The sequence below is a fragment of the Asanoa hainanensis genome (assembly GCF_900188485.1).
Lineage (GTDB): Bacteria > Actinomycetota > Actinomycetes > Mycobacteriales > Micromonosporaceae > Asanoa > Asanoa hainanensis.
This window is the reverse complement of sequence record NZ_FZPH01000001.1, coordinates 759864-779694: the sequence shown is the minus strand read 5'-3', so window position 1 is coordinate 779694 and position 19831 is coordinate 759864. Positions and strand designations below refer to the sequence as shown.

Below are 19831 nucleotides of genomic sequence, written 5' to 3'. Positions count from 1 at the left end.
TGCTCAGCCCTCGATCCCTCGTCCACTCGCCGTCGACACGTCAACCTGCCCGGTAACCGCTGCCGTAATCAACGAGCGCCTACGCTCAGTTTGAAGATTTAGGCGCACTCCGAGAAGGCGTTCGACTCTTTTCATGTCAAGAACAACTTCGTCGACCCGCTCAACGACACGCCTCTGCGTGCGAAGGTCTGCGATGGGTAAATTTATGAACCGGACATTCCCGGCCTCAAGGTGAGGGTGAAGGGCTCCAGTCTGCTCACGAAGCAGAATGTTCCTCCCCCAATGGCTGCGCAGTGCGTGCCATAGATAAGTGGGATCAAGGATCGCCTTATTTGCCCTTGCGATCAGGAGGGCGTGACAACTCGCGCCAGCGCTTCGTTCGTCAACAATCGCAACTTCGCCAATCGCGCCAGTTTGGACGATCAGGACATCGCCGATTCCCAAACTTATTCGAGGTCGCTCCCGAGCCCAATCCGCAGATACGAAATATGGGCGACGCTCGAAGTCGACGCGACCGTCCTTTATGTGTAAGGACTGAAGATAGGGGACTCCTTGATCGACCAGGATATCGCGAGTCGGTCCTACATATCCGTTAGTCAATTGCGTTAGTGCTTGGTTTAATGGAACCATGTCCCAGTGGTCGGCTTCAGCGCGCGGACTAAGTATATCGAGACCGGGGCCTCCCTCGATTTCGATCGCGTGATGGAACGCCGCGCCACGACGTTCGACCATCAACGAAATTTGTCGCTGTGTCGCAATCTGAAGTCGATCGATGAGGGCGATTTCGCCATCGAGGAAGTCGGCGATGCGTTGTTGCTCACGTAAAGGTGGGATGACGACCGGAACCGATGCTAAGGATTCGGACGAAAGCTCAACAAATGTCGTGCCCAGCCCGCGAGCTTGGAGATCGGGACGCATTGATTCCAGCTGGTATCCGATGAAACGCGGATCCACGTTATCGTTTAGAACGAGCGCACGACATCCTTGATTGAATGCCATTGGCGTGCTTGCCAGAGCAACATAACCGATTGGGGCCCGCGTGGATAGCAAAATCGCACCTGCCGGGACGATTGTCGAGCCAACCTTTGCGCCAAGCGCGGTCAAAGTCCTACGCGTCGCGGTAATTGGGGCGAACGCTGCGCCGAAATCGGCTGGTGTGGCCCATGGGACGTCGCCGTTCCAATTCGCGTCGTCCGGTGACGGCGTCCCTCCGTTGATTACCTTTGTGATTCGACGCAGTGGGAGTAGGTCCGAACTCACAGGGTCACCTCACCGAGAAGGGCTTGAATTTCGGCTTCAAGCGCCTTCAGGTCTGCGTCAATTTCGGCAAGGCGTCGGGGTGGCTTGTAAACGTAGAAGTGGCGCGTGAAGGGGATCTCATAGCCGATCTTCGTCTTGGTGTGGTCTATCCAAGCGCCCGGGGCGTGTTGCACCACTTCGCGGCGGAGGTACTCCTCGATATCCTCCTGCAGCGGCACGTTTTCGTAGTCGCGCATGTCCGGGTCCGGCTCGGGCTCGCCCTTGATGAGCTGCGCCTCGCCCTCTGGGTCTCGGATGCCGATGACGTCGCGTAGTGCCTTTTGGACGGGGGCGCCGGTTGGCCACAGCACGCCGGCCTCGGCCATCGCCGTACGAAGTGCGTCCCACGCTGCGCGCTTGGTAGTCCACGAGCGTCCGACGAGTGGCTTCAGAGCCATCTCGAAGCCGGCGATGTCGAGGGCCTTCTGGAGGGGCTTCGACTCGCGTACCTGGGCCAGGGTTTCTTCGGTGACCTCGAAGCGGAGCTTGAGCGGGCGCTCGACGGTGATCCGGCGGTAGCCGAAGTCCTCGTTGGCGAACACCTTGACCTTCTTGTGCAGCGGGTGCTCGGGGTTGTCGACGACCTGCAGAGCCTCGGTGTAGAGGCTCGTGATCTCGGAAATCTGGTCGCTGGTCAGGTACTTGCGCTTGTCGCCCAGTGACTTGCGCATCTTGGCGAAGTAGTCGCGGGCGTCCAGCAGCACGACCTTGCCGCGGTGGTCCGGTGACTTGCGGTTGGTCAGGATCCAGAAGTACGTGGAGATGCCGGTGTTGTAGAACAGCTGGTCCGGCAGGGCGACGATCCCCTCGAGCCAGTCGTTCTCCAGGATCCACTGGCGGATCCGCGACTCGCCCGACTCGGCCGCACCGGTGAACAAGGGCGAGCCGTTGAAGACGATCGCGATGCGGCTGCCGCCCTTGTTGTCCGCGGTGACCGGCTTCATCTTCGAGATCATGTGCTGGAGGAACAGCAGCGAGCCGTCGTTGATGCGAGGCAGGCCCGCACCGAAGCGGCCGCTTTCGCCAAGCTTCTCGTGCTCGTCCTCTACCTCTTCCTTGACCTTCTTCCACTCGACGCCGAACGGCGGGTTCGCCAGAAGGTAGTCGAAGTGCTCGCCGCGGTGCCCGTCGTCGCTGAAGGAGTTGCCGAACTTGATGTTCTCCGGGTCCTGGCCCTTGATCATCATGTCCGAACGGCAGATCGCCCACGACTCGGGATTGAGCTCCTGGCCGAACACCTCCACGGTGGAGGACGGGTTGAGGCGCGTGATGTGTTCCTCGGCCGCGCTCAGCATGCCGCCCGTGCCGCACGCCGGGTCCATGACAGTGCGCACGACGCCCGGGATGCTCAGCGCGTCGTCGTCCGGCGCGACCAGCAGGTTCACCATCAGCTCGATGACCTCGCGCGGCGTGAAGTGCTCACCGGCGGTCTCGTTGGACTGCTCCGCGAAGCGGCGGATCAGCTCCTCGAAGACGTACCCCATCTGGTGGTTGGAGACCACGACCCGCGACTGGCCGCGCTCGTCGATCTCGACCGGCCGCAGATCAAGATCTGCGAACCGGCCGACCACCTGGTAGAGCAGGTTCGCTCCGGCGAGCCGGCGGATCTGCTGGGGAAATTCATAGCGATGCAACACCTGCTGGGCGTTCTCGGAGAACGCCCCGATGTAGGACAGCAGGTGCTTCTCGGCCTGCCCACCGTCACCGGTGATCGACTTCAACGTGTAGCGGCTCGTGTTGTAGAAGCTGTGCCCGGCGGCACGACGCAGGAAGCGCGCCACGTCGACGTCCTGGCCGTCGAACTTCGCGTAGGTCTCGCGTACCGCGTCCCGGGTCGGCTCCAGCACGCACTCCAACCGACGCAGCACGGTGAACGGCAGGATGACCTTGCCGTAGTCGGACTGCTTATAGTCGCCGCGAAGGAGGTCGGCGACCGACCAGGCGTGGTTTGCCAGCTCGGTGTGCTTGCTGCTGTTCAACGGGATCCTTCCAATGTGCCTTCGTCAGGCTGGCCGGGGGAGCAGGGTGGTTCCAGTGCGCCACCGGTGAGGCCGGCGGCGAGGGTGCGGGCGGTTTCGTCGGCGAGGCGGTGGGCGATGTCGGCCGCGCTGCGTAACGCGCTGAGTTGCCGAAAGGCCCTGCCATAGCGTCGCTGCTCCGCGAGCGGCAGCAGCGGCACCCGCAGGCGGCGGGGGTCGAGGCGCACGACGGTGGTGCCCGACGACGACGAGCTGAGGTTCTCCTCGGCACTGAGAAAACCCGCCAGGAACCACGGGTCCAGGCGGGTCGGGTCGGGCCGCAGGAGATGCAGGTGCCGGCCGAGGCGGTGGCCGGCGTCGCGGGCGTCGGCTACCCGGGCGGTGCCGCCGCCATTGTGCAGCAGCTCCGGCAGGATGACGTCCCCCGCGCGGATCTCGACCTCGGCACCCGCCGGCTCTTCCTCCGCCGGTCCGGACGCCGGGCGGTGCGCGGTCACGTCGTGGGCCGTCAGCACGCGCGGCGCGGACGGTAGAGCGGGCACGGGCATGGGGCCGCGGAGCGCGGCCGGCGCCCGCAGCAGGGTCAGCGCGTCGCCGCGCAGCAGGTCGGCGATGCTGGCCGTGCGCCACGACCGCGGACCGCTGCCGACCGCGGCCCAGGGCTGACCGCCGCTGAGCGTGAGCAGCCCCGTCGCCGCGCGCCGCATCCGCGAACGCAGCTCGAAGCTCATCGCGGCCAGCTCGTCGGGCATCGCCGGCACCGGGGTGGCCCGGACGTGCCGGGCGGGCGTGAGGTCGACCGTCTCGTCGAGCAGGTCGATGATGGGCATGGCCTGTGCAACGCCCGGGACCGGGTCGAAGTTGTTCGGGTGGCGGTCGTAGTCGTTCCAGGCGCGCAGGGCGTTCTCCCGCACCGCGGGCCAGTCCATCGTCTGCCGCTTGCTCGGCGGCTGCCCGGTCGCCGGCGTGCCGGTCGGGACGGTGTCGACGATGAGGACGGTCCGGGGCAACGCGCCCTGCGGGTGCGGGCGCTCGATCACCCAGAGCTGGAGCCCGATGTGCAGCGGCTGCGCGACCCCGGGCGGGAACGCGATGACCGCGCGCAGCGCGCCGCTGCGGAGCAGCTCGGCCCTGATCCGGCGGCCGGCGCTGCGTTCCGCGGCGGCCGGGGGCATGAGGAGGATGGCGCGGCCACCCTCGGCGAGGTGCGCGAAGCAGTGCTGGAGCCAGGCGAGCTCCGACTCGCTCTTCGGGGGAAGGCCGTAGACCCAGCGCGAGTCGTACGCCAGCTCCTCGTGACCCCAGTCGCGGTTGCCGTAGGGCGGCGTGCTCAGGACCGCGTCGGCCACCAGGGCCGGGTACGCGTCGGCGCGGAGGCTGTCGGCCGCGCGTACCGTCACCTGGGCCCTGGTGGTCTCGGTCTGGAGAGCCAGCCGCACGGCGGCCTGCGCGGCCTGTGACGCGAGGATCTCCTGGCCGCACAACCGCTCGGCACCGCGAGCGGCGGCCGCGAGCAGCAGGCCGCCCGCGCCGCACGCGGGGTCCAGGACGACAGCGGGATACGGCTCGCCCGGCTCGGCGAGCATCTCGGCCATCAAGGAGGCGACGGGGGCGGGCGTGTCGTACATGCCGCTGGCGTAGCTGCCGTCGGGGTCGCTCTCCGCGAGCACCTCCGTGGCCCGTCGCGCGCCCTCCTCGGCGACGCAGCGCAACAGCGCGCGCAGCGGCGCGACGTCCCGTGCGCTGTACGTGGTGCCCGCGGCCCCGGGAATCTCGTCGAGATAGGGCCGGATCGCGCGCGACGCCTGACCGGGGAGCTGAGTGTCGGGCAGGTCGACGAGCTGTTTCAGGTCGCTCTCGGTCATCCGGGAGGCGGCCAGCACCAGGGGCAGCAGGGTGCTCGGGCCGGCCCAGGCGGCGCGCGCCGCGGTGCGTAGGTCGTCGGCCGCCGAGGTGGCCGGCAGTTGACCCCGGGCGGCGAGCCAGGTCTGGACCGCGTCGAGGTCGTACGCCGGGCTGGTGTCGGTGCCGCCGCTCGGGGCCGGGAAGTCGGAATGCCGCCGGCGCCAGTTGCTGACAGTGGCACGCGTGACGCCCGCCAGCCGGCTTATCTCGGCGGCGGTCACCTGGGCATGTCTGGGCATCGGTGTCCTGTCAGTTCATGCATGATCCTGCTCGCGAGTGACTCTACACGACGCCTGGGGCGTGTAAACGGTTTGACGTTGCTTTCACGCCCGAGTGTGCTAGTGTCGCTTTCACCGAGCGAGCCGAGTACGCCTTGGCTGCCGCCCATGCTTCCGGTCCGGGTTTCCCTGCCCGGGCGCGCCACCCCATTCGCTTGACCGCACGCCCGGCCGACATCGGCCCGGGCGGGTTCACCGTGTCGCCATCCATCCTCCGAGAGGAGGCACCCATGACCGTCGACCCGCAGGACGACACCGTCGATCGGCTCATTTTCGACCACCTCGACCACGCCGACCTGGCCGAGGCCGCCAAGGACCTGGTCATCGCCGCCGTGTTCGGCGACGAGGAGCTGTCCTCGGTGCTCGGCGGCGCGGACGTGCGCCGGCCGGCACCCGCGCCGAGCGAGCGGGAGACCGCCGAGCCGATCGGGACCTACCTGGAAAGCATCGAGGTGACCGGGTTCCGCGGCATCGGACCCACCGCCACCCTCAACCTCGTGCCGGGCCCCGGACTGACCATCGTGACCGGACGCAATGGATCGGGAAAGTCCAGCTTCGCCGAGGCCGCCGAGCTCGCCCTGACCGGCGAGAACAAGCGGTGGTCCGGCCGCACGTCGGTCTGGAAGGACGGTTGGCGCAACCTGCACGCCACCGAGAGCCCGCGCATCCACGTGCGGCTCGGCGTCGAGGGCCAGCGCAACGGCGCCGCCGTGCGGTGCGACTGGGCGCCCGGCGCCGGCCTCGACGAGCGCACGGTGTTTCTCCAGGTCGCCGGCGAGAAGCGGCAGTCGGTCGCCGACCTCGGCTGGGCGCAGCCGTTGGAGCTCTACCGCCCGTTCCTCTCGTACGCGGAGCTCGGTGGTCTGCTCAGCGGCCGGCCCAGCGAGATGCACGACTCCCTGCACCGCATCCTGGGCCTCGGCCGGCTCGTGGAGATCGAGACGTCGCTCAAGAGCGCCCGCCGGGCGATGGACGACCGGCGCAAGCTCGCGGCTGCCCGGCTTCCGGAGCTGCGGGACGCGCTCGCGCGGCACACCGACCCGCGCGCCCGCGCCGCCGAAGAGGCGCTCGCCGGCCGGGTCGCCGACCTCGACCAGCTCGGGACGCTGGCCACCACCGACGAGCCCGCCGACGCCACGACCAGCGTGCCGCTGCGCCAGCTCGACGTGCTCGACCTGCCCGACCGCGACGATCTGGTGCGGCTGGTGGAGCGGCTCCGCGGTGCGCTGCGGGAGATCGACGAGCTGGCGGGTACGTCGGTGGACGAGGCTTGGGCGCTCGCCAAGCTCCTCGGCGACGCGTTGCGTCATCGCGCCGGCCACCCGGGCCAGCCCTGTCCGGTGTGCGGGGGTCGCACCCTGGACGACGAATGGGCCGCCGAGGCACAGGCGCGGCTGCGCGGCCTGACGGAGCGCGCGGAGCGGCTCGACGAGGCGCACGAGACCGAGTCGGACGCCCGTCGTGCGCTGGGCGGGTGGCTGGCGCCGTTGCCGCCGGCACTCGGCGTGGACCTTGGGGCCGACGGGGTGGAGTCGGCCGACGCCCGGCTCGCCTGGCAGCACTGGGACGACCTGATCGGCGCCGGCGACGCCCGCAAGATCGCCGAGACCGCGCTCGACACCTTCGACGCGCTCGTCGCCGCCCTGCTGCCGGTCAAGGCCGCGGCCCGGCGGGCGCTCGACCGTCGGCACGCGGCCTGGCAGCCGCTGGCCGACCAGCTCCGCGCGTGGATCGACACCGAGCGGTCCAGCCGGCAGGCGGCGCGGATGCTCACGGCGCTGAAGGCGGCGGTCACCTGGCTGCAGCGGGTCGGCGGCCAGATCCGAAACGACAAGCTCGCACCGGTGGCCGCCGAGGCGACCGAGATCTGGAACACGTTGCGCCAGGAGAGCAATGTGGACCTGGGCTCGATCCAGCTCGCCGGCACCGGCAACAGCCGGCGGGTGGACCTGTCGGTCAACGTGGACGGCGTACCCGGTGCGGCGTTGGGGGTGATGAGCCAGGGTGAGCTGCACTCGCTGGCCCTCGCGCTCTTCCTGCCCCGCGCCACCATGCCCGAGAGCCCGTTCCGCTTCCTGGTCATCGACGACCCGGTGCAGTCCATGGACCCGGCCAAGGTGTACGGCCTCGCCAGGGTCCTGGACCAGGTGGCCCGCCATCGGCAGGTCATCGTCTTCACCCACGACGACCGCCTCCCGGCCGCGGTGCGGCACCTGCAGCTCCAGGCCCGGGTCCGGATCGTCAGCCGCCTGGCCCAGTCCCAGGTCACCGTCGCCGGTGACGCGCACGGCGATCCCGCGCGGCGCTACCTCGACGACGCGATGGTCGTCGCACGCGACGAGGAGATGACCGACGCGGTGCGCCGCCCGGTGGTCTGCAACCTCGTCCGCGACGCTCTCGAATACACCTGCCACGAGCTGATCCGCACCCGGGACTTCAAGGCCGGGCGGCCGATCGCGGAGACCGAGCAGGCCCTCAACGACGCGCAGGGCCTGTCGCCGACCCTGGCGCTCGCGCTGCTGTCGGACCATCGACGTTTCAAGGAGCTGCGGGACCCGCTGGAGAAGCTCCACCCGGCGGCCCCGCGGGTGGTGGGCTTCGCCAACCGCGGCGCACACGGTGACTCCTACGGCGACCTCGCGGCGCTGGTGGCCGACGCCCGGGCAGTGGTGGGGAGGCTGAGCCGGTCATGACGCCACAGGGCTATCTCGACGCCGCCGGCGAACTGCTCGTCCGCCCGCCGGCCAGCATGCGGCGTTGCTGGCAGCGCGGCTCCGCCTGTCTGACCCGCCTCGCGCTCGAACAGGGGCTCCGGGACTACTGGGACCGGGTCGCGCCGTCGGTCGCCGACCGGGTCATGCGTCACCAGTTGCTGGTACTGCCCACCTTCGCCGGCGCCGCGGCGGCCGCGACGGCCCGCACGGCCTGGCACGGCCTGTCGCGGGCGATGCACCACCACACCTACGAACTGGCGCCGACCGTCGCGGAGCTGCGCGGCTGGCACGAGAACGTCACGACGTTGTTGACGCACCTGCGCTCCTCGTAGACCCCTGGAGAAACCATGCAGCATCTGACCATCCGCACCGCATGGCATGACAGCGCATGGAACGGCACGGTGTGCGCGCACCCGACGGCCAACCCCTACTGTCTCGACCTGCCGCGGATCCGCGAGTCACGCGACGACGCGCACGAGCTGGCGAAGGCGAGCCGCACGTTCGACGTCCTCGGTCCGTCCGGCCTGCCGCCCTGCGCGGGCGAGTCAGGTGGTTTCATGAACCCGACGCCCTGGATCAGGGAGTTCCGGCACCCGTACACCAGCATTCCCAAGACCCAGGCGACGCACGGCCACCTGCTGCCGACGGTGCTGAAGGTTCCGGAATACACCACGTTCGCCACGCCGTTCGCGTGGATGCTGCGCTCGCGGTCGGCCACCATCGAGGAACGGCTGCCCGAAGCGCTCTCGCCGGACCAGGAGCCACCGTTCCCCTCGCCCTGGGTGTTCGCGGCCGCTCGCCAGCGCGAGCTGAGCGACGCGTGCTTCCGGCAGATATCGCCCGACGGTTCGCTGGTGCTCTTCTACACCAAGTCCGGCCACCCGCTCGGCGACCACATCAACCGGCTGGTGGTCGGCATCGGCCGGATCACGAAGCTCAGCGGGATCATCGACCACGAGGCGCCCGCCGGATCGCCGACGTTTCCGTTGTGGGAGCGGATGGTCAGCCACTCGATCAGACCGGAGGGCGCCGACGGCCTACTGCTCCCGTACCACGCGTACCTCGCGGCGACGGGAGATCCCGCCGAGGACGCGCGCCGCCGGGAGCTGCTGGGGGAGATCGCCGTCTTTCCGGAGAGCGCCCAGATCGCCGGGTTCTCCTACGGCAGCGAGGTCATCGGCCCCGACGTCGCACTGACCACATTGGAGCGCGCGCTGACCGCCGTCCGCGCGGTCATCCGGCACGGAGTCGCGACCGGGCCGTGGGCCGACCGGGAGGAATGGCTCAACGCCCGAATCGCGGAGACCTGGCTGGACCGGGGCGCGTTCCCCGGCGCCGGCGCCGTGCTCGAAGCGCTCGGCCTGCGCCTCGCCACCTCCCTGCTCCTGGACCTGCGCCGCGACGGCAGCCTCGCACCCGCGGCGGACCCGTGGCCGCTCCTGGACGCCCTGCTGCGCGGCGTCGGAACGCCACCGAATCGGGTGTACGAGCCCGACCTGGCCGCCGCCCGCAAGACCTGGACCGCGCTGCCGGAGCCGCGGCGTGACCTGGTCAAGCTGCTGAGCCGGTTCGCCCTGACCACGGCGGCCGCCAAGCGTTGGCTCGAACCGGGCCTCCGCGACGACGCCACCACCCGGCCCATCTCCGACGCGGACCTGCTGCGCAACCCGTACCTGGTGGCCGAGGTCGACCTGGGCGACGGCGTCGACCTGCCGGTGTCCCTCCCGACGGTGGACCGCGGGCTGCTGCCCGACCCGACCGTCGCGGTCCGCGCCCCGCTCCCGCCACCCAGCCACGTCGACTCGGCGGGCGACGAGCGGCGCGTCGCGGCGACCGTCGTCACGCTCCTGCGCGAGGCAGCGGCCGAGGGTGACGCGCTGCTGCGGGTCGACGAGGTGCTCAGCCGGATCGCCGACCTCGCGCTCAGCCCGCCCGTGGTCGTGTCCAGCGACTGGATCGCCGGTCACGTCGGAGCCGACCACCCGACCCTGCGGCTCGTGCGGGTCGCCGAGGGTGGACCCGCGTGCCTGCAGCTCCGGGAGCTCGCCGAGCGCGGCCGCACGCTGGCCCGCGTGCTCGACGCCCGGGCCGGCCGCTCCTTGCCGAGCCTGGGCGAGCGGTGGCGGGACCTGCTCGTCACGGCGATCACCGCCGGCGGCGGCACCGTGGACGCGACGAACGAGCGCCACGCCCGCGCCCTCGACGAGCAGGCCGAGGCCCTCGAACAGATCACCACTCGCAAGCTCGCCGTCCTCGTCGGCCCGGCCGGCACCGGCAAGACGAGCGTCGTGGGCGCCCTGCTCGCCTCGGCGAAGCTCAACGCCGAAGGGGTCCTCCTGCTGGCGCCGACGGGCAAGGCGACCGTCCGACTCGCGCACAAGACCAACGCCAAGGCCCTCAACGTGGCGCAGTTCCTCCACAAGCTCAAGCGATACGACGGCACGCGGCAGCGGGTGCTGTTCGAGGGCGCGGAGAAGTACGCCCAGGAACGCACCGTCGTCGTCGACGAGGCGTCGATGCTGACCGAGGACCAGCTCGCGGCGCTGCTCGAGGCGCTCGACCAGATGCACGTGCGGCGCCTGATCCTCGTCGGTGACCCGAGCCAGCTGCCGCCGATCGGCGTCGGCCGCCCGTTCGCCGACCTGGTCGCGCACCTGTCCGCTTCGGCGCGTGCCGACGCCCTCGCGCGGCTCACCGTGGAGCTGCGCACGAAGGGGGAGCGCCCGTCCGACATCCTGCGCCTGGCGTCGCTGTTCACCAACGAGTCGCAGCAGGTCGACGCGGAGTCGGTGATCGGCGAGCTCGCGGCCAACGCCGACGGCACGGGCTCGGCGGCGGGGGCCGGCGGCGCCGACTCGGACGTCCGTCTCGTCTTCTGGCAGACCCCGGCGGAGCTGCACGCCCGCCTGCTGGACGAGCTCGCGCAGGCGCTCGGGATGACCGGACCCGACGACAGCGCCGGGTACGCCAAAGCGCTGGGGCTGACGGCCGAAGGCTGGGTTCCCTTCGACGACCATTCCGGCGCCGAGCGATTCCAGGTGCTCTCGCCCGTGCGGATGCGCGAGTTGGGCACGTACGAGCTGAATCGCTTTCTCCAACGGCACTTCCGTGCGGCGGACCTGGCCGCCTCACGCACCCATTACGGCGTGAGCTACGGCCCGGAGGAGATCGTCGTCCGGGACAAGGTCATGCTGCTCCGCAACGGCATGCGCGACGGGTACGACTGGGCGCAAGGTGTCAAGATCAGGGACTATCTCGCGAACGGCGAGGTCGGACTGCTGGCCAGGCAGAAGAGGCCCTGGGCCAGGGTGGCGTTCGCCGACCGCAAACAGCGACACTTCAACTTCCGGATCGCGTCGAGCAACGCCGAGAAGGTGGACCTGGAGCTGGCGTACGCGTTGACCGTCCACAAGGCACAGGGAAGCGAGTTCCGCACGGTCCTCGTGGTCGTGCCCGAGGAGAGCAGGCTGCTCTCGCGCGAGCTGGTCTACACGGCGCTGACGCGGGCGCAGGAACGCCTGGTGCTGCTGGTGCAAGGTCAGGACGTCACGACGCTCCGGGAGCTGACCCGCCCGGGCCGCAGCGAGACGGCCCGCCGGAACACCAACCTGTTCGTCGGGGGAGTCCGCCGCCTCGACCCGGACGTCCCGTTCGCGGAACACCTCGTCCACCGCACCGCGGGTGGCGAACTGGTCCGCTCGAAGAGCGAGGTCATCATCGCCAACCTGCTGCGCGCGGCGCGGGTGCCCTATCTCTACGAGCACCCACTGCGGGGCCACACCGGTACGATCCATCCCGACTTCACCATCGTCGACCCGGCCGGCGACCCGATCGTGTGGGAACACCTCGGGATGCTGGACCGCCCGGGCTATCGCGCGTCCTGGGAGCGCCGCCAACGGTGGTACGAGGAGAACGGCTTCACCCTCGGCACGAACCTCTTCACGTCCGCGGAAGACAACGGTGTCCTCGACTCGCAGGCGCTGGACCGCCAGGTAGCCATGATCCGCGAAATGGTCGAGTGAGGGACGATTCGACTTCCTCCTCGACCGGGAAGGGCCTGGGCGCCGGGCTGCGACCGCTCGGCGTTCGTCCTGCCTCGCGCGACCCGGCCCGGCACGTCCTCCTTGCGGTCGGTGGGGGCGGCGAGCGGCTCGGCCGGAGCGCCGCCGCTCCTCGCGAGCGTGGCGAGCAGCCGGCCGGTGACGGCCGGGTCGATGAGCGCGTCACCCCGCACGACGGCGTGGATCGCCTGGACCAGTTGCTCCGGTTCGGGGCTCGTTGACCCAGACCACCGGCCGTGGGCTGCGCGTATCTCGGTCGCGGCGGTCGCGGGCCGTGGCGCAGAATGGCGGCGGTTCGAGCGGGGGAGGGCGCGTGTCGCGTCTGGGCAGGACGGCGGGGACGAGCGAGCTGGCGCAGCGTCTGTTGGAGCTGCCGGCCTCTGGTCGCGCCGCCGCGCGCGCCGACGCCCTGCGCACCCTCAACGAGGCCGACGCCGGTTGGTGGTTGGGGTTCGACGAGTCGCTGCGGTCGCACTGGTCCTGGGGGTCCTACTCGTCCTGGCCGATCATCACGCGGGTCGCGCGCGGTGCCTGCGACGCCCTGGACGTGGTCCTGGCGGGCTGCCACGCGGACGGTCGGATCCGGGAGGCGATGCTGGCGCGGTTGGCCGCCCTGGGCGGCCCGGCCGCGACGACCGTGCTGGCGATCCGCACCGGCGACTGGGTACCGCAGGTACGCACCCGGGCCCGACGCGAGGTCGAGACGCTGCTGTCGACGGCCGGCGAGCCGTCGCTGCTCACGCTGGCGACCACCGCGACCCTGACCCGCGGGCGATTCAACGGTGGCTGGCTGGCCGAGCGGATCGACACGCACGTCTCGGGCCTGACCGCGGACCGGCTCGAGCCGCTGCTGCGCAGCGAGGATTCCCGCGTCCGGCGGATCGCCTACCGCACTGCGATCGACCGCGAGCTGCTCGACGCCGACCACCTCGTCAGGGCGGCCACCAAGGACCAGGACCAGCCGATCCGCGTCCTGGCGGCCCGGGCCGCCGTGGCACACGCCCGGAGCCTCGCCACCCTGCGCCGGTTGGCGGCCAGCCGGACCGCCCTGGTCCGGGCGGAAGCACTGACCGCCCTGGCGGCCTGGGGAGACACGGAGGCGGCGATCGGCGCGCTGCCCGACCGGCACCCGATCGTCGGGGCCGTCGCCCAGGACGCGGTCCGCGCCGCCGGCGGCGACCCCGCCGAGCACTACCGACGCCTGCTCACCGCGACACCACCGCGGGGCGCCGCAGCGGTGTCCAGCGGCGGTGCCGGCGGGCTTTCCGGGGGTCCGCTCTCGGGCACGACCGGGTCGGGTGCGGCGGTGGTGTCTGGCGGCGGTGCCGCCGGGTATTAAGGGGGTCTGCTCTCGGGTGCGACGGCGTCGTCGGGTGCGGGCGTGTTGTATGGCGGCGATGTCGCTGGGCGTTCCGTGGGCGTGCTCTCGGGCACGACCGCGTCGCCGGGTGCGGCGGTGGTGTCTGGTGGCGGTGCCGCCGGGCATTCCGGTGGCCCGCTCGCCGGCGCGACCACGTCGCCGGGTGCGGTGGCCGGTCTCGGTGAGACCGGAGGTCCGGCCGACGCTCCCGTGCTGCGCGTCCACCTGGCCCACCCGAGCGCGCGCGGCCGCGTGGCGGCCCTGCGGGCCCTGCGCCGCCTCGGCGGCCTGCCGACCGACGCCGCCGTCGCGCTGTTGACGGACCCGTCGAGCGCCGTCGTCAAGAACGCGGTCGCCGTGCTGTTGGCGGACGCGGCGACGCTCGACGCCGGTCTGGCGGAGCGGTTGCTGGCACCAGAGCAGCCGAGGCATGTGCGGTTCGCCGGCTACCGGCTCGCCGCCGCGCGGGGTGCCTGGTCGCGGCTGATCGCCGATCTGCGTCTGCTCGACGACCCCGACGAGCAGCTGCGCCAGGTGGCGCGGGTGGACGTCGACGGATGGCTGTCCCAGGCGGCGACCGCCTACCGGATGCCGACCGCCGCGCAGCGTGCGGAGCTCGCCGCCCTGCTCGACCGGGCCGCGCCCACCCTCCGTACCGCTGGCGTGCTGCGCTTCCACGCTGGGCTCACCTGATTCATCCTAGGATGCCTTAGGGAGTGTGCGCCGGGTGGGTTCCGGCCGATGCCGGCTGGTCAGGGTGCATGCTGTCTGGGTGGGTTTTGATCGACTGGATCTGACGGTGCCGGTGCACCGGCTCGGGCTCGGGCTCGCCGCTCTCGGCCGTCCTGGCTACATCAACCTCGGGCGGGACCGGGACCTGCCCGCCGAGCGGACGGTCGACGCGATGCGGCGGCGGACCCACGAGGTGCTCGACGCCGCGTACGCCGCCGGAATGCGCTACTTCGACGCCGCGCGCTCGTACGGTCGCGCCGAGGAGTTCCTGGCCAGCTGGCTCGACGGCCGTGACGACGTCGTGGTCGGGTCGAAGTGGGGCTACACCTATGTGGCCGGCTGGCGGGTCGACGCCAAGGTGCACGAGACCAAGGACCACAGCGTCAAGACGTTCGACCGGCAGGTGGCCGAGACGCTCGCGCTGCTCGGCACGCGGCTCGACCTCTACCAGATCCACTCGCTCACGCCGGAGAGCACCGCGCTCACCGACCGCGAGCTCCATCGCCACCTCGCCGACCTCGGCTCCCGCGGGGTGACCCTCGGCGTGTCGACCAGCGGCCCGCGCCAGGCCGACGCGATCCGGGCGGCCCTGGAGCTCGAGGTCGACGGCACGCCGCTGTTCCACTGCTTCCAGGCCACCTGGAACCCGCTCGACCCGTCCGCCGGCCCAGCCCTGAAGGAAGCCCACGACGAAGGCCGACACGTGATCATCAAGGAGGCCGTGTCCAACGGCCGCCTCGCCGACCGGGACGCCGACGTGCTCGCCCACGCCCTCGCCCAGCCGTGGGTCGACGTGGTCCTCTCCGGCGCCGCCACCACCGGCCAACTCGCCAGCAACCTGCAGGCGCTGGACGTCACCGACCCGGGACCGCTTCCGGATCCGGAGACACCCGACGAGTACTGGCGGCATCGCGCGGCCCTGCCGTGGTCGTAGGGTCCGCCTCGAAGTCCTGACCGGCTGCGGCGGAACCCAGGCGTCGCCTCCCTCCGGCCCCCCACCTCGTGGGTCAGAACAGGCCCGACAGGATCACCAGGCCGATGGTGATGAAGACCAGCGGCACCAGCCAGTGTCCGAACCGGCCGAGGACCGCGATCACCCGCCGGTGCCCGCCGAGCCACGACGCGGCCAGGCACCACACCGCGACCAGTACCGCGAAGACCGCGATCGTGACCAGGCTGTCGACGACCCCGATGGTGCGGAACACCGGCGTGTAGACGGCTATGTTGTCGGCGCCGTTGGCCATCGTGACCGCGGCCACGGACACGAGCCCGGAAGCGACCGGCGGCGCCGCGTCGCCGGGGGAGCGGACCGCGGCGACCAGCCCACGAATCCCGAGCGCCAGCGGGATCAGCCCGAGCAGCCCCACCCACCGGTCCGGCAGCAGCGTCAAACCCAGGGCCGCCGCGCCGGCGATGGCGACGAGGGCTCCGATGCCCGCGTACTGGCCGGCCCAGATCTGCCACGGCCGCGGCTTCCCGGCGGTGCGGGCGGCCAGGAACAGCACGGTGAGCACGATCAGGTCGTCGATGTTCGTGCCGGCGAAGACGCCGGCCGCCGCTGCCACGGTCCCCCCGAGATCCGTCACCCGAGGCACCTTACGCCACGCGGCGCGTACTCTCGGATCCGTGGCCTTTGCCCTGCTCGCGCTCGTGGCGGCCGTCGCGGTGAGTGTCGCGGTGGCGGCCTGGCGCAAGGGTGCCGCCGCCCGCCGCTGGCACCTGCTGCGCGCCTGGGCCGACGGCGCCGGCTGGCAGCTGCGCCCGTCCGCGGCGGAGGTCGGCTGGCTGCCCGCGGTCGCGTTGCCGATCGCGGTCGTCGACGGCCGGCACGAGCAGCACGAGATCGCGGTCGTCTGGTCGGCCGGCAAGGGCGCGACCACCACCGTCTACCTGCGGGTGGCCGACCACGGCGCCGCCGTCGCCTCGTACCAGCGCTGGCTCGACCCGACCGAGCTCGACGAGGCGGTGCTCACGGCCCTGCCCGGCTGACGGGGCGGCAGATCTGCTCGTGGCTAGTCGCCCACGGTGTCCCTTGGACGATCATCATTGACGACGTGACGCGGGTCTGACCGTCCGCTGTCCGCACCTTCAGGACGGCCTGCCCAGGGTCGGTAAACCCTTGGGCACAGTCGGCCGTGATCGTCACGAGGACGTAATCGACTCCCGGCCGGACGGTCGCCGTGGACGTCGACAGGAAGGTGAGCCCGCCGGCGTCGCCGCGCACCTCGTCGACGGCGACCGGCAGCGGACCGCTGTTGGCGACCGCGACGCTGCCCTCGATCGTCATCGTCCGACCGTCGCTCCCACCGCTCCCGGCCCGCGCGACCAGGGTGGTCAGCGACACCGTGGCCTGCTCTCCGATCTGGCGCCGACGATCCTCGACGAGATGCGTCCCCACGGCGGCCGCCGTCATGGCGACGAGCACGGCCACCGCGAGTTGCGACACGCCGAACCGGCGCCGCGGGACCTCCTCACCGGACGGAACGTCGAGGTCCAGCATCGGTTCCACGCCACGCACGCTATCAACCCGCGACAGTGCCCCCTGCGGCTGCCGTGTTCCGCAGGGGGCACTGTCGCCGGTGTTGCCGGCCTCTAGACGAGATAGCGGGCGTACGCCTCGGGCGTGAAGAAGGCCGGCAGTTCCTCGGCCAGCGCCGTCTCCAGGAAGATCCGTGCGGCCGCCGGTCGCAGCCCGGCCTCCTCGTCGTCCACGATGGACCGCACCAGGTCTTCGGTGACCACGTCGCCGCCGGCCAGCGGGGTCCGGTGATGGACCCACTGCCACACCTGGCAACGCGCGATCTCGGCCGTGGCCGCGTCTTCCATCAGGTCGAAGATGGCCGCCGCACCGGTGCCGCGCAGCCAGCTGTCGAAGTAGCGCAGCGCGACGGCCACATTGGACCGCAACCCCTCGGCCGTGACCGCGCCCGGCGTCAGGTCGACGGCGAGCAGGTCGTCGGCGCTGACCGCCACCTCGGAGCGCTGCCGGTCGAGCTGGTGCGGCCGGTCGCCGAGCACGGCGGTGAAGGCGTCCGAGCACGTGGAGACCAGGCCCGGGTGCGCCACCCACGAGCCGTCGAAGCCGTCGCCGGCCTCGCGCTCCTTGTCGGCGCGGACCTTGCCGAACGCGACCTCGTTGACCGCCGGGTCGCGGCTCGGGATGAACGCCGCCATGCCGCCGATCGCGTGCGCGCCGCGCTTGTGGCAGGTCTTCACGAGCAGCTCCGTGTACGACCGCAGGAACGGCACGGTCATCGTCACGTCCGCGCGGTCCGGCAGGACGAAGTCGGCGCGCTGCCCGAACTGCTTGATGATGCTGAAGATGTAGTCCCAGCGGCCGGCGTTGAGACCGGCCGCGTGCTCGCGCAGCTCCCAGAGGATCTCGTCCATCTCGAACGCCGCGGTGATCGTCTCGATCAGCACGGTGGCCCGGATGGTGCCCCGCGGGATACCGAGATAGTTCTGCGCGAAGACGAACACGTCGTTCCACAGCCGCGCCTCGCGGTGGCTCTCCAGCTTCGGCAGGTAGAAGTACGGGCCCTTGCCCGCGTCGATCTGCCGCTGCGCGCAGTGGAAGAAGTGCAGCCCGAAGTCGACCAGGCTCGCCGAGATCGGCCGGCCGTCGACCACGATGTGCTTCTCGGCCAGGTGCCAGCCCCGCGGGCGGACCACGATCGTCGCGGGGTCCGGGACGACCACATAGCGCTTGCCGGAAGACTCGAAGTCGAGCTCACCGTCCAGCGCCGCGATCAGGTTGGCCTGGCCGCCCATCAGGTTGTCCCACGTGGGCGCCAGCGCGTCCTCGAAGTCGGCGAGCCAGACCCGCGCGCCGGAGTTGAGCGCGTTGACCGTCATCTTCTTGTCGGGCGGCCCGGTGATCTCCACCCGCCGGTCGACCAGGCCCGGTGCCGGCGGCGCGACCCGCCAACTGGCGTCCTCGCGGATGTGCGCCGTCTCCGCCAAGAAGTGCGGGAGCTGACCGGCCGCGTACCGGGCCCGCCGGGCCCGCCGGGTGTCCAGGAGCGCCACCCGGCGGCCGGCGAACTCGCTGTCCAACGCGACCAGGAAGTCGAGCGCCTTCGGGTCAAGGATCTCGTCGTACCCGTTGCCCATGACCTCGATCCTCATCAGAACTGCTCCTCTTCGGTCGAGCCGCGCAGCGCGGTCGTCTCGGCGGCGGGGTTGAGCACCGTGCTGATCAGGTCGAAGTAGCCGGTGCCGACCTCGCGCTGGTGCTTGACGGCGGTGTAGCCGTGCTCCTCGGCGGCGAACTCCTTCTCCTGCAGCTCCACATAGGCCGGCATGCCGTCGGCCGCGTACCCCCGCGCCAGGTCGAACATCGAGTAGTTGAGCGCGTGGAAGCCGGCCAGGGTGATGAACTGGAACGCGTACCCCATATGGCCCAGCTCGCGCTGGAACTTGGCGATGGTGGCGTCGTCGAGGTGCTTGCGCCAGTTGAACGACGGCGAGCAGTTGTAGGCCAGCAGCTGGTCGGGATAGCGCTGCTTGATCGCCTCCGCGAACGACCGCGCCTCCTCCAGGTCGGGAGTGCTGGTCTCCATCCAGATCAGATCGCTGTGCGGCGCGTACGCCAGGCCGCGCGCGATGCACGGCTCGATGCCCGCGTGCACGCGGTAGAAGCCCTCGGCGGTGCGTTCGCCGGTCAGGAACCGCTGGTCGCGCTCGTCGATGTCGGTGGTGAGCAGGTTCGCGGCGTGCGCGTCGGTGCGGGCCACGATCAGGCTCGGCACCCCGGCCACGTCGGCGGCGAGGCGGGCCGCTTCGAGCGTGCGGATGTGGTGGCCGGTGGGGATCAGCACCTTGCCGCCGAGGTGGCCGCACTTCTTCTCGGACGCGAGCTGGTCCTCCCAGTGCACGCCGGCCGCGCCCGCGTTGATCATCGCGCTCATCAGCTCGTACGCGTTGAGCACGCCACCGAAACCGGCCTCGGCGTCGGCCACGATCGGGGCGAGCCACTCGATGTCGTCGTTGCCCTCCGCGTGCGTGATCTGCGCGGCCCGCAGCAGGGCGTTGTTGATCCGGCGGACCACGGCGGGCACCGAGTTGGCCGGGTAGAGGCTCTGGTCCGGGTACGTCTGGCCGGCCAGGTTGGCGTCGGCCGCGACCTGCCAGCCGGACAGGTAGATGGCCTTGAGCCCCGCCCGCACCATCTGCACCGCCTGGTTGCCGGTGAGCGCGCCGAGCGCGTGCACGTAGTCCTCGTCGTGCAGCAGGCTCCAGAGCCGCTCGGCTCCTCGGCGGGCCAGCGTGTGCTCTTCCTGGATCGCCCCGCGCAGGCGGACCACGTCGTCCGCGCTGTAGGTGCGCTCCACGCCACGCCACCGCGGCGCGGTCGCCCACTCCTGCCGCAACTGCTCCGCCGAAATGGTCATCGCCGACTCCTTAAGTCGAAAAGGCTCTGCGGTCACGGTCGCACGGGCGAAATGAGCGCGCGAGATACGGAACGAGCCAATTGTTGAAAAGTCCTCACGGCCATTTTGCT

14 protein-coding genes are annotated in these 19831 nt (G+C 70.9%); 7 read left to right on the top strand and 7 right to left on the bottom strand.

The features are described from left to right. Positions 1–3: 3 nt before the first annotated feature. The 3 genes from CHC05_RS03615 to CHC05_RS03605 are packed head-to-tail and all read right to left on the bottom strand — an operon-like array spanning position 4 to position 5422. A complete protein-coding gene (locus CHC05_RS03615) occupies positions 4–1260 on the bottom strand; it encodes a restriction endonuclease subunit S (protein ID WP_089244559.1) in 1257 nt (418 codons plus the stop codon). Next, entirely contained in the window at positions 1257–3278 is a 2022-nt protein-coding gene (locus CHC05_RS03610) for a type I restriction-modification system subunit M (protein WP_089244557.1), read from the bottom strand. The genes CHC05_RS03615 and CHC05_RS03610 overlap by 4 nt, the downstream gene beginning before the upstream one ends. Further along, entirely contained in the window at positions 3275–5422 is a 2148-nt protein-coding gene (locus tag CHC05_RS03605; RefSeq protein WP_179266038.1) for an N-6 DNA methylase, read from the bottom strand. The genes CHC05_RS03610 and CHC05_RS03605 overlap by 4 nt, the downstream gene beginning before the upstream one ends. Positions 5423–5691: 269 nt before the next feature. On the opposite strand from CHC05_RS03605, the gene CHC05_RS03600 reads away from it, so the two are divergent. From CHC05_RS03600 to CHC05_RS03570, 6 genes are all read left to right on the top strand, one after another. Then, positions 5692–8154 carry an AAA family ATPase gene (locus CHC05_RS03600; RefSeq protein WP_089244553.1) on the top strand — a complete coding sequence of 821 codons (2463 nt, stop codon included), beginning with the start codon at positions 5692–5694 and terminating at the stop codon, positions 8152–8154. After that, positions 8151–8507 carry a hypothetical protein gene (locus tag CHC05_RS03595; protein WP_089244551.1) on the top strand — a complete coding sequence of 119 codons (357 nt, stop codon included), beginning with the start codon at positions 8151–8153 and terminating at the stop codon, positions 8505–8507. Before CHC05_RS03600 ends, CHC05_RS03595 begins: the two co-directional genes overlap by 4 nt. Positions 8508–8522: 15 nt before the next feature. Further along, a complete protein-coding gene (locus CHC05_RS03590; protein WP_089244549.1) occupies positions 8523–12197 on the top strand; it encodes an ATP-dependent DNA helicase in 3675 nt (1224 codons plus the stop codon). A gap of 352 nt (positions 12198–12549) precedes the next feature. Then, positions 12550–13575, top strand: a complete 1026-nt coding sequence (locus CHC05_RS03580; RefSeq protein WP_144022464.1) for a hypothetical protein — start codon at positions 12550–12552, stop codon at positions 13573–13575. Positions 13576–13650: 75 nt separating this feature from the next. Next, positions 13651–14289 carry a hypothetical protein gene (locus CHC05_RS03575; protein ID WP_089244543.1) on the top strand — a complete coding sequence of 213 codons (639 nt, stop codon included), beginning with the start codon at positions 13651–13653 and terminating at the stop codon, positions 14287–14289. Between the two features lie 79 nt (positions 14290–14368). Beyond that, positions 14369–15262 (top strand): aldo/keto reductase, encoded by an 894-nt coding sequence (locus CHC05_RS03570; RefSeq protein ID WP_089244541.1) that lies wholly within the window; start codon positions 14369–14371, stop codon positions 15260–15262. A gap of 73 nt (positions 15263–15335) precedes the next feature. Here the strand turns inward: CHC05_RS03570 and CHC05_RS03565 are convergent, their stop codons facing one another. After that, on the bottom strand, positions 15336–15914 hold the full coding sequence (locus CHC05_RS03565; protein WP_089244539.1) for a cadmium resistance transporter: 579 nt from the start codon (positions 15912–15914) through the stop codon (positions 15336–15338). A gap of 40 nt (positions 15915–15954) precedes the next feature. Here CHC05_RS03565 and CHC05_RS03560 point away from each other — a divergent pair, with 40 nt between their 5' ends. After that, positions 15955–16317: a hypothetical protein gene (locus CHC05_RS03560; protein WP_089244537.1), complete on the top strand. Its 363-nt coding sequence runs from the start codon at positions 15955–15957 to the stop codon at positions 16315–16317. On the opposite strand, the gene CHC05_RS03555 is transcribed toward CHC05_RS03560, so the two are convergent. The 3 genes from CHC05_RS03555 to aceA form a co-directional block, all read right to left on the bottom strand. Continuing rightward, on the bottom strand, positions 16298–16837 hold the full coding sequence (locus CHC05_RS03555; RefSeq protein ID WP_089244535.1) for a hypothetical protein: 540 nt from the start codon (positions 16835–16837) through the stop codon (positions 16298–16300). The two genes, CHC05_RS03560 and CHC05_RS03555, sit on opposite strands and share 20 nt — an antisense overlap. 83 nt (positions 16838–16920) lie before the next feature. Then, positions 16921–18456, bottom strand: coding sequence for a malate synthase A (aceB, locus tag CHC05_RS03550; RefSeq protein WP_089244533.1), 1536 nt, complete (start codon positions 18454–18456; stop codon positions 16921–16923). Then, complete coding sequence (gene aceA, locus CHC05_RS03545) at positions 18456–19721, bottom strand: isocitrate lyase (RefSeq protein ID WP_089244531.1); 1266 nt, start codon at positions 19719–19721, stop codon at positions 18456–18458. Before aceA ends, aceB begins: the two co-directional genes overlap by 1 nt. Positions 19722–19831 lie beyond the last annotated feature (110 nt).

Excerpts from the sequence above, each read along its gene's own strand:
- CHC05_RS03605 (WP_179266038.1), bottom strand. The coding sequence starts at position 5,422 with ATGCCCAGACATGCCCAGGTGACCGCCGCCGAGATAAGCCGGCTGGCG.
- CHC05_RS03600 (WP_089244553.1), top strand. The coding sequence starts at position 5,692 with ATGACCGTCGACCCGCAGGACGACACCGTCGATCGGCTCATTTTCGAC.
- CHC05_RS03595 (WP_089244551.1), top strand. The coding sequence starts at position 8,151 with ATGACGCCACAGGGCTATCTCGACGCCGCCGGCGAACTGCTCGTCCGC.
- CHC05_RS03590 (WP_089244549.1), top strand. The coding sequence starts at position 8,523 with ATGCAGCATCTGACCATCCGCACCGCATGGCATGACAGCGCATGGAAC.
- aceB (WP_089244533.1), bottom strand. The coding sequence starts at position 18,456 with ATGAGGATCGAGGTCATGGGCAACGGGTACGACGAGATCCTTGACCCG.
- aceA (WP_089244531.1), bottom strand. The coding sequence starts at position 19,721 with ATGACCATTTCGGCGGAGCAGTTGCGGCAGGAGTGGGCGACCGCGCCG.